A 12969-nucleotide genomic window follows, 5' to 3' on the forward strand; every position below is an offset into this window, starting at 1 on the left:
CTAGCGGCCGTTCTTCTTGAAGCGGCCCATTCCCGCATACGCCGGCAACTGGTCGATCGTCTTGCCAATCGCCTTAGCGTAGAGCGGCATCATGTCCGGCATGCGCTTGAGCAAATCCTGCTTCCGCTCCGAGCCATACGGATGCATCCAGATGAAGCCGTTGTCCGAGCGTCGCGTCGCCGTATCGATCTTGTTCCACAGCGTGATCGCCGCGCGCGGATCGTATCCGGCGCGCGAGGCGATCTCGCTGCCGATCACGTCGGCTTCGGTTTCGTCGGCGGGCGAGTAGCGCATCGCCAGCAACTGCTCGCCGATGCCTAGCTGCGTCGAACCCATGTCCACGTAGCCGAAAAGCTGCGGCACCGTGCCCGAAAACAGTTGCGCGGCCTGCTGCCGGCCGAGCCGCTCGCGCGCGTGCTCGCGCAGCGCGTGCGCGATCTCATGGCCGGCCATCATGCCAATTTCGTTGTCGTTCAGATGCAGCTTGTCGATCAGCCCGCTGTAGATCACGATCTTGCCGCCCGGCAGGCAATACATGCGGATCTCGTTCGACTTGACGACGTTGATCTCCCACTTCCATTGCTTCGAGCGGTCGTTCCACTTCAGCGCGAACGGAATCTCGCGATTCACGATATCGCGCGCGCGTTTGACGAGCGCGTTGTCGTCATTCAGCAGCGTCTTGTTGTGCTCCGCTTCGCGCAGGATCTGGACGTATTCCTGCGCCGCCTGCGTTTCAAGCGTCGCCGACGGAATCAGGTTGCGAAAGAGCGCGGTATTGCCGAAGCGGATTTGATTGCTGGGCGCGGAATAGGGACGCTGGGGGTCTTGCGCGTGAGACGGTGCGACCGGCACAAACGCCAGCGCGAACAAGGCGAAAACGTTCAAAAACGCGGCGCGGAACGGGACATGCACCGTCATCGTTGTGCTCTCCAGGGCGCGATTTTCGGCAACAGTAACATGCCCGGAATGGAGAGCGCAGTGCAGATCATGAAGTACTCGAACCAGCCCGTCTGCGCCACGATGAATCCGCTCGACGCCGACGCCAGCGTGCGCGGCACCGAAGCGAGGCTCGTGAAAAGCGCGAACTGCGTCGCGGTGTAGCGCGGGTCGGTCGTGCTCGCGATGTAGGCGATGAACGCCGCCGTGGTCAGGCCCGTCGCGAAGGTTTCGAATCCGTACAGTACGCCGAGCGCGAGCGGCGACGGCCCGATCTTCGCGAGCCACGCAAAGCCGAGCGTCGAGACGATTTGCAGCACGCCGAAAATCCACAGGCCGCGCGCGGTACCGATCTTCACGAGCCACACTCCGCCGATAATGCCGCCCGCGATGCTCGCCCAGAACGCGACCGTCTTTGCGATCACGCCGATTTGCGTCATGTTGAAGCCGATATCGAGGAAGAACGACGTTGATAGCGTGGTCGCCATGACGTCGCCGAGCTTGTACAGGAAGATGAAGCCGAGCACGAGCAGCGCCGTGCGCCAGCCGCCGCGCGTGATGAACTCATGAAACGGCTCGACGATCGCTTCGCGCAGGTTCTTCGGCGGCTCGCCGTGCACTTCCGGTTCCTTGACGACGAGCGTCAGCACCATGCCCGGCAGCATGAACGCCGCCGTGATGATGAAGACCGTGGTCCACGGCAGATGGTCGGCGAGGATCAGCGCGAGCGAGCCTGGAATGAGCGCGGCGATCTTGTACGCGTTCACGTGGACGGCGTTGCCGAGGCCCTGCTCGGCGTCGTGCAGCAGTTCTCGGCGATAGGCGTCGATCGCGATGTCCTGGCTCGCGCCGAAGAACGCGACGAGCGCGGTGAGCGCGGCGACCGTCCAGATTTCCTTCGCCGGTGAAACGAAGCCCAGCGTGCCGATCGCCACCGCAACCAGCAATTGCGTGACGATCATCCAGCCGCGCCGCCGCCCCGGCCGCCAGCCGGGCAGGCGCGGCACGTAGCGGTCCATCAGCGGCGCCCAGACGAACTTCCACGTATAGGGAAACTGGATCAGCGCGAAGAGGCCGATTTCCTTCAGGTTGACGCCCTCGGTGCGCAGCCACGCCTGCACCAGATAGACGAGCGTGAAGAGCGGCAGACCCGAGGTGAAGCCGAGAAAGACGCAAATCAGGATGCGCGCGTTGAGGAACGCGCGCCAGCCGGGATGTTCTTCGTGAGCAGTAAGAGCGGGCGCCTCATGTGGCGAGTTGGGCATATCGTTGGAGGCAATGCGGTTGTCGATGCGCGAGCGTTGCGGCAGCTAGCCGCGCTTCACGCGATAGACCGCAAGACTACCACGCCAGTTCGCGCCCCAACGGATCGACTGTCCGCCGTGCAGCACCACGCGATCGAGTATCTCGATGCCGACTTCGGGCGCCAGCGCCTCGAAATCCTTGATCGTCAAAACGCGCACGTTCGGCGTGTTGTGCCATTGATAAGGCAGCGATTTCGACACTGGCATGCGCCCTTGAATCACCGCCAGCCGATGCGGCCAGTATCCGAAATTCGGGAACGACACGATGCACTCGCGCCCCACACGCACCGTCTCGCGCAGGATCGCGGCGGTCTGGTGGATCGTCTGCAGCGTCTGCGAGAGGACCGCGAAGTCGAAGCTGTCGTCTTCGAAGAGGCGCAGGCCGTCTTCCAGATTCTGCTGGATCACGTTCACGCCTTTTTGCGCGCAGGCGAGCACGCCGGCATCGTTGATTTCGATGCCGTAGCCGTTCACATCGAGTTCCTCGCCGAGCAGCGACAGGAGTGATCCGTCGCCGCAGCCGAGATCGAGGACGGTCGAGCGCGGTTCGACCCAGCGCGCGATCGCGCGGAAGTCGGAGCGCAGCGAGAGGGAGTCGAGCGTGTTCTGGTTCATGCGCCCACCTCGGCGGCAATGCGTTCGTAATAGGCGCGCATCAGGTTGTGATAGCGCGCGTCGTCGAGCAGGAAAGCGTCGTGGCCATGCGGCGCGTCGATTTCGGCGTAGCTCACGGTGCGCTTGTGATCGAGCAGCGCCTTCACCAGTTCCCGCGAGCGCGCGGGGGCGAAACGCCAGTCGGTGGAGAAGCTCGCGATCAGGTATTTCGCGGTCGTGTGGGCGAGCGCCTTCGTCAGGTCGCCTTCGAACGCCTTCGCCGGATCGAAATAATCGAGCGCGCGCGTGATCAGCAGGTATGTGTTGGCGTCGAAGTATTCAGCGAATTTGTCGGCCTGATAACGCAGATACGACTCCACTTCAAACTCGACGTCGAAGTTGAAGTTGTACGCGTCGAGCGCGCCTTCCGCGCGGCGCAGCGCCCGGCCGAACTTGACGGCCATGTCGTCGTCGGAGAGATATGTGATGTGGCCGATCATCCGCGCGACGCGCAAGCCGCGGCGCGGCTTCACGTTGTGCGCGTAGTAGTCGCCGCCGTGGAAATCGGGATCGGAGAGGATCGCCGAGCGCGCCGTCTCGTTGAACGCGATGTTCTGCGCGGAGAGCTTCGGCGTCGACGCGATCACGATGCAGTGGCCTATCCGCTCCGGGTACATCATGCTCCACGCCAGTGCCTGCATGCCGCCGAGGCTGCCGCCCATGACGGCGGCAAAGCGCTCGATGCCGAAGGTATCCGCGACGCGCGCCTGTGCGTGCACCCAGTCCTCGACTGTCACGACGGGAAAGCTCGCGCCGTAAGGCTTGCCGGTGGATTGATCGATGCTCATCGGCCCGGTCGACCCGAAGCACGAGCCGAGATTGTTCACGCCGATCACGAAGAAGCGATTGGTGTCGAGCGGCTTGCCGGGGCCGACCATGTTGTCCCACCAGCCGACGTCCTTCGGGTTATCGGCGTAGACGCCCGCGACGTGATGCGACGCGTTCAGCGCATGGCAGACAAGCACGGCGTTCGAGCGCGCGGCGTTCAGCTCGCCATAGGTCTCGACGACGAGATCGTAGTCGGCGAGGAGACTGCCGTTCTGCATGCGCAGCGGCTCGGAGAAATGCAGTGTTTGGGGCGTGACGATACCGATCGATTCCATTCATTCCGCCTTGAGTGACTTAGGCGGCTAAACGGTGTCGGCGATGCGCGAGAAGGGACGATGCGCGGCTGACGACCTCTTTAGCCGCATTTATAGTGAACCCGGCGAAGGGTTCGCGCGCCCGCAATCGAGTCAGCAAATCGGCGCGTCAGTGCAATTCGAGATAGCGAAGAAGTATAGCGGAAAATGCGCAAACGTCAGTTGCGCGGCAGGAGCGAACGCAGCGACCTCACGCGCTGATCGACGTAGTGCGGCTTTCCAGTGCCGGGGCGTCGGAGCGACACCTGACCGCTGGCGTCGCGCCGATTCGGCAGATGGCCGACGATCCACACTGTGCGGATGCCGAGCCGCTTGTAGCGCTTCAGATGCCCGTGCGTGTCCTCGACGAGAATCGCGTCCGACATCCGCACGCCCGCGCTGCGCATCGCGCGGCGGAGCATGCCGGCGTCGGGTTTCGCGCGCCAGGTGCCGCGATGCTGCATGTCCTCGATAGCGATCACGCGCTCGAACAGCCTGCCGATGCCCAGTTCCGCGAGCACGGCGTGCGCGTAGAGCGTCGGGGCGTTGGTCAGCACGATCTTGCGTCCGGGCAGCGCGCGTACCATCCGCGCCAGGCCGCGCTCGGCGCGCACCATCGATTTCAGGTCGGCGAACGTGTGGACGACGCGCAGGAAATCGGCGGGATCGACGCCGTGATGGCGCACGAGGCCGAGCAGTGTCGCGCCGTAACGCACCGTGTAGCCGACGCGCAGCCGGTTCGCTTCATCGAGATCGACGTTCAGCGTATCGATGATGTACTGCGTCATCGCCTTGTTGATCGCCGGAAAAATCTCGTGCGACGCGTGATGCAGCGTGTTGTCGAGGTCGAAGAGCCAGACGGGACCGCGCTCTTTGACGCGACGCCGCCGTTGAGTGCGGGTGGTTTTCATGCGCGGGGAGAAGAAAGGACGGCGCAGCGTGGGCTGCGCCGGTGAGGCGAAAAAGGCTCAGTGCGAGCGGATCATCGTGCCGAAGGGCTGCTCGGTCAGGATTTCGAGCAGCACCGAATGCTCGATCCGCCCGTCGATGATGTGCACCGAGCGCACGCCGCTTTTCGCGGCATCGAGCGCCGACGAGATCTTCGGCAGCATGCCGCCGGAGATCGTGCCGTCGGCGAAGAGGGCGTCGATCTCGCGCGCCGAGAGATCGGTGAGCAGGTTGCCTTCCTTGTCCATCACGCCGGGGATGTTCGTCATCATGACGAGCTTCTCGGCGTTGAGCACGACCGCCAGCTTGCCCGCGACGAGATCGGCGTTGATGTTGTACGAGAGACCGTCCTCGCCGAAGCCGATCGGCGAAATCACCGGAATGAACGCGTCATCCTGCAGCGCCTTTACGACGGCCGGGTTGATCGAATCGACTTCGCCGACCTGACCGATATCGATGAACTGGCCCGGATTATCGCGATCCGGCATCTGCAGCTTGCGCGCGTGGATGAGGCCGCCGTCCTTGCCGGTCAGCCCGACCGCCTGCCCGCCAAAATGATTGATCAGCGTGACGATGTCTTGCTGCACTTCGCCGCCAAGCACCCATTCGACGACTTCCATCGTCTCTTCGTCGGTGACGCGCATGCCCTGGATGAACGTACCCTGCTTGCCGATCTTCTTGAGCGCCTGGTCGATCTGCGGGCCGCCGCCGTGGACGATCACCGGATTGATGCCGACCAGTTTCAAAAGGATGACGTCGCGCGCGAAGCCCTGTTTCAGGCGCTCTTCGGTCATCGCGTTGCCGCCGTACTTGATCACGATCGTCTTGCCGTGATACTGGCGGATATAGGGCAGCGCCTCGGCCAGAATTTCGGCTTTCAGGGTCGGCGCGATCTGCGTAAGGTCGGGAAGCTCGGACATGGCGGCAAATGAGGCGAGGGCGGTTTAAACACGCCGAATTGTACAGGACTGACGCAGCGCAGCAGGGCGTTTTGCCGTGCGGCTTGCACGGCGCCGCCAGCGTGGGATCATCGACCTATTTTCAGCGGGAAAGACGATGGCGACGGAGCAGAAGCACGAGGGCGATGGCAGCGCAGAGTCGTGTTCGCGATGCGGCGCAACGTTTCGCTGCGGATCGCTCGCGGGCGATGCACGGTGCTGGTGCGGGTCGATGCCCGGATTGCCGATCGAGCGGTTGAAGGGCGGGATCGGTTGTCTGTGTCCGGCGTGTCTTGCGAAGGAAATCGAAAATATGCAGCGCGGCGAATAAAAAACGGCGACCGCTTTCGGGGTCGCCGTTCGTCGCTTATTCAGTGAGCTTCTTGGCCGTGCGCCGCTTCGCCGCCGCCGCGCTCGCGTGCTTCGTCGCCAACGAGGTCAGATCACGCGTGAGATCGTCGAACACCGGCTCCCACTGCGCAAACTGCTTCTGCCGATAGAGCGTCGCGGTCGGATACCACGGGCTGTCGGTGCGCTCCAGTTGCCAGACCCAGTGCGGATTGGCGTCGAGCAGGATCCATGTCGGCTTGCCGAGCGCCGCCGCGAGGTGCGCGACGCTCGTGCACACGGTGATCACGAGATCGAGCGAATTGATGAAGGCGGCGGTGTCGTCGAAGGTGTCGAACTCGCCGGTGTGGTCGGCGATCGTCAAGCCGTCTTGCTGCGCGGACGCCACGTCACCCTGCGCGCCCTTTTGCAGCGAGAAGAACGCGACGTTTTCGAGCGCGCCGAACGCCTTCGCATACCGGTCGATCCCCACGCTGCGGAACATGTTGCGCTGATGCGTGGCGCCGCCGCTCCACACGAGGCCCACACGCAACTGTTTCGCAGCAGGCATCTGGGCGCGCCAGTGTGCGGCGCGGTCGACGTCAGCGGAGAGATACGAGCGTTTCGCGGGAATCGATTCGTCGTCGATGTTGAAATAGAGCGGCAGGCTCAGCAGCGGAAACTGGAAATCGTGCGGCGGCAGCTCGGCGTCGTGGGCAACGCATTCGACGTTTTTCGGCGCCATCCGCGCCATCAGCGGATGCAGCGCCTTGAACGCCACCCACACCAGCTTGCCGCCTTGCGCGTGAACCTGCTTCGCCAGCATCGGCACGAAGCGGCAGAACTGGAGCGCGTCGCCGAAACCCTGTTCGCCCCACAGCAAGAGCGTTTTGCCGTGCAACGCCTCGCCATTCCAGCGCGGTACGGCGAACTCCGGATGCGAGCCGCCGAGCTCGTTCGAACCGTCCCAGCGCGTTTCGAAATTCTTCCAGCCGCGTGGATAGTTGCGTTGAAGCAGATCAAGCAGCGACAGGTTGAACGGAAAGCGCGCCATCTGCGGCGCGGTTTCGGCGGCGACGAGGGCGGCGGCGGTCGCGTCGCTCCAGCGTTGCGCTTCTTTCAGCGTGAGACTGTAGTTCGATTGCGCGAGCGCGTTCGACGGATCGATCTGCATCGCGCGCTTGCCCGCCGCGAGCGCATGCTCGAGCTCGCAGCGCTGCGGATAGATGCGCGTGAGGTTTGTCCACGCCTCGATGTCGTTGTTGTTCTCGGCGACGGCTTCTTCCAGCAGCCTGAGCGCTTCGTCCGGGTGGCCCGTCACTTCGAGCGCGACCGCGAAGTTGTTGCGCAGCGTCGGCACGGAGTTATCGATGTCGTATGCACGCTGATAGAACGGCACCGCTTCCGCGTGATGGCCGGCGAGTTGCAGCGCATAGCCCAGATGCCACAGCGCGAGCGCGTGCTGCGGCTCGCGTTCGACGAGATTCGCCGCGACCGTAATCGCTTCGCCGATCGCGCCGCGCTTGAGCATGACGTCGATGAGTTGCAGTCGCGCTTCGATGTGCTCCGGCTGAAGGATCAGCGCGGCCTGCAGCCAGACCGCCTGCTCGGACGTCTGCGAGCGCTGCGCGGCGGCTTGTGCGTTCGCGAAGTAGACAGGCAGCACGCGCGAGATAATGTCGTCCTGAACGACGGCGCGGGTGGAGTGGGTGGCGGGAGTAGGATTGCGGCGAATTTTAGGGCTGCGTGTCATTTTTTGAGCGGACGGCCGGTCCACGTTGTCGGAAAGTAACTTTCGATGGTGTGGCAAACGGCCGATCGCTAACCATTAGACTATTCCGAATTACGGGCGCGGAAACACAGCGATGCATCGCATAACGAACACGGGGCGGGTCAACCTCGGCCATCTTTTCTGGCTGCGCAGTCTTGCGATCATCGGCCAGCTGGTGACGATCGCCGTCGTGCAGATCTTTTACGGCGCCCATCTGCCGATCCCCGCGATGCTGCTCGTGATCAGCATGGAGATTTTTTTCAACGGGCTCACGTGGCTGCGCGTCTCGCGCGCGCGGCCCGAGACGAATCTCGAACTGTTCGGGCAGTTGTTCGTCGATCTTGGCGCGCTTTCGGCGTTGCTGTTTCTTTCCGGCGGCGCAACCAATCCGTTCGTCACGCTCTATATTCCGTCGCTCGCGATCGCCGCCGCCGTTTTGCCGTGGACGATGATGGCCGTCCTCGCGCTCTTCGCCGTGATCTGCTACGCGCTCCTGAGCTACAACTACGTGCCGCTCAACATCGAGAATCCGGCGAATCTGTTCGAATATTTCCGCATGGGGCTGTGGGTGAACTTCATGGTGAGCGTCGGGCTGATCGGCTGGTTCGTGGCGCGCATGTCGCGGGCGCTGCGCCAGCGCGACACCGCGCTCGGCGACGCCCAGCAGCGCCTCCTGCGCGACGAACGCGCCGTCGCGCTGGGCGTGCAGGCGGCGACCGTCGCGCACGAAATCGGCACGCCGCTCTCGACGATCGCGATGCTCGCCGAAGAACTGCGCGATGCCGCATCGAGCGACCGCAACCTCGCGCCCTACTCCGCCGACTTCGAACTGCTTGAACAGCAGATGACGCTCTGCACGTCCGCGCTCGCGCGCCTGCGCAGCCGCGCGAGCGTGCCGTCGAGCCGGCAGCCGCTCGGCGGGTGGCTGGAGAGTTTCGTCGCGCAATGGCGGCTGCGTCATCCACATGTGCGCTTCGAGCGTGTGGGCACGACGCCCGACGACGTATCGATCGACGACACCGTCGCCGTCGGGCAGATCCTCACGATTCTGCTGGATAATGCGGCGCGGGCGAGCAGCGAGTCGGTGACGCTCGCCACGTCGGTCAGGCGCGACGCGGATGAATCGGTGATCGAATTCGATGTCTGCGACCGCGGCCCCGGCATTCCGGCGTCGTTGCGCGGTTCGCTCGGCGCAATGCCCGTCGATAGCACGCAGGGCGGCCACGGCGTCGGCCTGTATCTGGCATTCGCGTCGGCGGCTCGGCTCGGGGGATCGATCGAGCTCACGGCGGCCAGCCCGCGCGGCACGTGCGCCGTGCTGCGCTTGCCGGAAACGAGCGCGACGGCACCCGATTCACGCGCGGGAAAGATGCAACAGGGCGGCCACGCGTCCGCCACCACGGAGAAAAAAGCATGAGTGACATGAACTTCCTGATCATCGACGACGACGAGGTGTTCTCGGGCATCCTCGCGCGCGGTCTTTCGCGGCGCGGCTATACGCCGCACCAGGCGCACAACGCCGACGAGGCGCTGAAGCTCGCGAATACGCAAAAGTTCAGCCAGATCACGGTGGATCTGCATCTTGGCAACGATTCGGGACTGACGCTCGTCGCGCCGCTGCGCGACTTGCAGCCCGACGCGCGCATTCTCGTGCTGACGGGTTACGCGAGCATCGCGACCGCGGTGCAGGCGGTGAAGGATGGCGCGGACAACTATCTCGCAAAGCCGGCGAACGTCGAGACGATTCTCTCGGCGCTACAGGAACAGGCGAGCGAACAGACGGCGGAAGAAGCGATCGAGCACCCCGCTTTGCTTTCCGTCGCGCGGCTCGAATGGGAGCATATTCAGCGCGTGCTGGCCGAAAACCAGGGCAACATTTCCGCGACGGCTCGTGCGCTCAACATGCATCGGCGGACGTTGCAGCGCAAGCTGGCCAAGAAGCCGGTTCGGCAATGACGCAGTGCGCGCCTCAAATTAGGAAAGCGGAACCCAGGATGCGGAGAGGGAGTGCACTACAATGCCGACGCGCAGATAATAAGTCAGACGTATAGCGATCCGAATCGTTGTGCATTCCCATCCGGACCACGACGTGCCGATGCATTGTGTCCCTGCTGCCAGCCCCGTAGTCGATCTTGCCCTGGAGCACCGTCATGTCATCAAACGCCACCGTCGTTACGCTCAAGCATGCAATCCCGTGCAAGGTTTGCAGCGCCGAGGCAACGCTCTGCGGTGTGGTTGATTTCAATAAATCTTGCGAAGAACGACGGGGGAAACTCCTGGCTTTAAGCGGTGTCCCGATCTACTACCACCGTTGCGGTTCATGTGGCCTTGTGTTCACCAGCAGTTTTGACCACTGGTCTCGGAGCGACTTTTCGGCGCACATTTATAACGACGCGTACGTCGAAATCGATCCTGATTATGTCGATGTGCGTCCCTCTGGCACGGCGCCGGCTATTGTCGATTTCGTTCGCAATGCCAGCGGTCTCAAGCTGCTCGACTACGGCGGCGGTAATGGAAAACTCGCCATGCTGCTGCGCGAGGCGGGCATCGATGCGCGGAGCTGGGACCCCATGGATGCGCACGGCGAGTCGGCACCCCCGCGCGCAGCGTTCGATCTGGTAACAGCGTTCGAGGTATTCGAGCACACACCTGAACCGCTTGCGACCGCCGAACAGGCGCTCGGCGCGCTGAAGGAAGGCGGTGTATTGGTGTTTTCAACGCTGACCATCGATGAGCCGCCGTCAAGAACGCTCGATCATTGGTATATCGCGCCCCGCAACGGACATATCACGATCCACACCGCACGCTCGCTTGATGCGCTCTTCGGCTCATTGGGCTATCAGTTGCGGCACTTTAACGCCGGCTTGCATATGGCATTTCGCGAGCTACCGGCGTGGTTGCCCGGATAACGTGTGAACCCTTGGTTTCGGGCGCTCGAAGCTCGAATGCGGAATAGCTCGAAGCCATAAAAAATGCCGCCCGGCATTCCACCGAGCGGCATTTCCGTAGTCCTAGTTGCGCTATCTACAGCACGTAGCGCGACAAATCTTCATCATCGGCCACTTCGTTCAACGCGCGATCGACGTAGGTCGCATCGATCTTCACCGGCTGGCCCGTGTGATTGCCCGCCGAGAACGACACCTCTTCCAGCAGCTTCTCGATCACCGTATACAGACGCCGCGCCCCGATGTTCTCGGTCTTTTCGTTCACCGAGTACGCAATTTCCGCGAGGCGGCGGATGCCATCGTCGGCGAAATCGAGATGGACGTCTTCGGTCGCGAGCAGCGCCTTGTACTGCTTCACGAGGCTCGCATCGGTGGTATTCAGGATCGATTCGAAGTCGCCGACCGACAGTGAGTCCAGCTCGACGCGAATTGGGAAGCGCCCCTGCAACTCGGGAATCAGATCGCTCGGTTTGGCAAGGTGGAATGCACCGCTTGCGATGAACAGGATGTGATCGGTCTTGATCATCCCGTATTTGGTGTTGATCGTGGTGCCTTCGACGAGTGGCAGGAGGTCGCGCTGCACGCCCGCGCGCGACACTTCCGCACCGCCCGTTTCGCTGCGCGACGCGATCTTGTCGATTTCGTCGAGGAACACGATGCCGTTCTGCTCGACGTTCTGCACCGCCTTCGCCTTGACCTCCTCATCGTTCAGGAGCTTGCCGGCTTCCTCGTCAGTCAGGAGCTTGAGCGCCTCTTTGACCTTCACCTTACGGCGCGTCTTCTTGCCGCCGCCGATGTTCGCGAACATCGAGCGGATCTGCTCGGTCATGTCTTCCATGCCCGGCGGCCCCATGATGTCCATGCCGACCTGCGGCTGTTCGACATCGAGCTCGACTTCCTTCTCGTCGAGGGCGCCTTCACGCAGGCGCTTGCGGAACGTCTGACGGGTCGTATTGTTCGAGTCGTCCGTGGCTTCAGCGGCCGTCGATGCGCCGAATCCGACCTGGCGCGCCGTCGGCAGCAGGATGTCGAGGATGCGGTCTTCGGCGCGTTCCTCGGCCTTCGTGCGCACCTTTTTCATCTCCGATTCGCGCGTCTGCTTGACCGAGATCTCGATCAGGTCGCGCACGATGCTGTCCACGTCGCGGCCCACGTAGCCGACTTCGGTGAATTTCGTGGCTTCGATCTTGATGAACGGCGCGTCCGCGAGCTTCGCGAGACGCCGCGCGATTTCGGTCTTGCCGACGCCGGTCGGTCCGATCATCAGAATGTTCTTCGGCGTGATTTCCTGGCGCAGCGGCTCGGCCACCTGCTGGCGGCGCCAGCGGTTGCGCAGCGCGACGGCGACGGCCTTCTTGGCGCGGCCCTGGCCGATGATATGTTTGTCGAGTTCCGAGACGATCTCGGCGGGAGTCATGGTGGTCATCGCTGGGTCCTTTGGCTGTTCCGGCCTTACTCGATCGTCTCGATGACGCGATTGTGGTTCGTGTAGATGCACATGTCGCCGGCGATCGCGAGCGACTTCTCGACGATGTCGCGCGGCGAGAGCTCGGTGTTCTCGGTCAGCGCCTGCGCCGCGGCCTGCGCATACGCGCCGCCCGAGCCGATCGCGCAGATGCCGTTTTCCGGGTCGAGCACGTCGCCGTTGCCGGTGATGACGAGCGTGGCCTGCGCGTCGGCGGCGATCAGCATCGCTTCCAGGCGGCGCAGCATGCGGTCGGTGCGCCAGTCCTTCGCCAGTTCGACGGCGGCGCGCGTCAGGTTGCCCTGATGCTTTTCGAGCTTGGCTTCGAAGCGGTCGAGGAGGGAGAACGCGTCGGCGGTGCCGCCCGCGAAGCCGACCAGCACCTTGCCGCCATAGATGCGGCGCACTTTTCTCGCGCCGCCCTTCATGACGATGTTGCCGAGCGTCACCTGGCCGTCACCGCCCAGCGCGACCTGGCCGCCGCGTCGCACGGAGACGATCGTCGTGCCGTGAAATTGTTCCATGTGCGTTCCTTTTGAAAACGAAGGACGCGGGCGGCT

The 12969-nt window shown here is 63.3% G+C and carries 13 protein-coding genes; 4 read left to right on the top strand and 9 right to left on the bottom strand.

Annotation, left to right across the window (positions count from 1 at the left end; genetic code table 11):
- From AWB65_RS09500 to argB, 6 genes are all read right to left on the bottom strand, one after another.
- Window positions 1-918 carry a M48 family metallopeptidase gene (locus tag AWB65_RS09500; RefSeq protein ID WP_087666920.1) on the bottom strand — a complete coding sequence of 306 codons (918 nt, stop codon included), beginning with the start codon at window positions 916-918 and terminating at the stop codon, window positions 1-3.
- A complete protein-coding gene (locus AWB65_RS09505; protein WP_087666921.1) occupies window positions 915-2201 on the bottom strand; it encodes an AmpG family muropeptide MFS transporter in 1287 nt (428 codons plus the stop codon). The genes AWB65_RS09500 and AWB65_RS09505 overlap by 4 nt, the downstream gene beginning before the upstream one ends.
- Before the next feature lie 45 nt (window positions 2202-2246).
- Window positions 2247-2855, bottom strand: coding sequence for a methionine biosynthesis protein MetW (metW, locus tag AWB65_RS09510; protein WP_087666922.1), 609 nt, complete (start codon window positions 2853-2855; stop codon window positions 2247-2249).
- A complete protein-coding gene (gene metX, locus AWB65_RS09515) occupies window positions 2852-3997 on the bottom strand; it encodes a homoserine O-succinyltransferase MetX (RefSeq protein WP_087666923.1) in 1146 nt (381 codons plus the stop codon). The genes metW and metX overlap by 4 nt, the downstream gene beginning before the upstream one ends.
- Window positions 3998-4194: 197 nt before the next feature.
- The gene (locus AWB65_RS09520) at window positions 4195-4926 is read right to left on the bottom strand and encodes a pyrimidine 5'-nucleotidase (RefSeq protein WP_087666924.1); all 732 of its coding nucleotides are present in this window, start codon (window positions 4924-4926) and stop codon (window positions 4195-4197) included.
- 57 nt (window positions 4927-4983) lie between these two features.
- Window positions 4984-5883: an acetylglutamate kinase gene (gene argB, locus AWB65_RS09525; RefSeq protein ID WP_087657739.1), complete on the bottom strand. Its 900-nt coding sequence runs from the start codon at window positions 5881-5883 to the stop codon at window positions 4984-4986.
- A 136-nt stretch (window positions 5884-6019) separates the two neighbouring features.
- Between argB and AWB65_RS36890 the strand changes: the two genes are divergently transcribed.
- The gene (locus AWB65_RS36890; RefSeq protein ID WP_087666925.1) at window positions 6020-6232 is read left to right on the top strand and encodes a cysteine-rich CWC family protein; all 213 of its coding nucleotides are present in this window, start codon (window positions 6020-6022) and stop codon (window positions 6230-6232) included.
- Between the two features lie 36 nt (window positions 6233-6268).
- On the opposite strand, the gene AWB65_RS09535 is transcribed toward AWB65_RS36890, so the two are convergent.
- On the bottom strand, window positions 6269-7981 hold the full coding sequence (locus tag AWB65_RS09535) for a tetratricopeptide repeat protein (RefSeq protein WP_087666926.1): 1713 nt from the start codon (window positions 7979-7981) through the stop codon (window positions 6269-6271).
- Window positions 7982-8093: 112 nt separating this feature from the next.
- On the opposite strand from AWB65_RS09535, the gene AWB65_RS09540 reads away from it, so the two are divergent.
- The 3 genes from AWB65_RS09540 (at window position 8094) to AWB65_RS09550 (ending at window position 10908) form a co-directional block, all read left to right on the top strand.
- Window positions 8094-9416: an ATP-binding protein gene (locus tag AWB65_RS09540; protein WP_087666927.1), complete on the top strand. Its 1323-nt coding sequence runs from the start codon at window positions 8094-8096 to the stop codon at window positions 9414-9416.
- On the top strand, window positions 9413-9955 hold the full coding sequence (locus AWB65_RS09545; RefSeq protein ID WP_087666928.1) for a response regulator transcription factor: 543 nt from the start codon (window positions 9413-9415) through the stop codon (window positions 9953-9955). Before AWB65_RS09540 ends, AWB65_RS09545 begins: the two co-directional genes overlap by 4 nt.
- 194 nt (window positions 9956-10149) lie before the next feature.
- Window positions 10150-10908, top strand: coding sequence for a class I SAM-dependent methyltransferase (locus AWB65_RS09550; protein WP_087666929.1), 759 nt, complete (start codon window positions 10150-10152; stop codon window positions 10906-10908).
- 115 nt (window positions 10909-11023) lie between these two features.
- On the opposite strand, the gene hslU is transcribed toward AWB65_RS09550, so the two are convergent.
- Window positions 11024-12370, bottom strand: a complete 1347-nt coding sequence (gene hslU, locus AWB65_RS09555) for an ATP-dependent protease ATPase subunit HslU (RefSeq protein ID WP_087666930.1) — start codon at window positions 12368-12370, stop codon at window positions 11024-11026.
- A 26-nt stretch (window positions 12371-12396) separates the two neighbouring features.
- Window positions 12397-12933 (bottom strand): ATP-dependent protease subunit HslV, encoded by a 537-nt coding sequence (gene hslV / locus AWB65_RS09560; protein WP_087666931.1) that lies wholly within the window; start codon window positions 12931-12933, stop codon window positions 12397-12399.
- Window positions 12934-12969 lie beyond the last annotated feature (36 nt).

The organism is Caballeronia humi (assembly GCF_001544475.1).
Classification (GTDB): Bacteria; Pseudomonadota; Gammaproteobacteria; order Burkholderiales; family Burkholderiaceae; genus Caballeronia; species Caballeronia humi.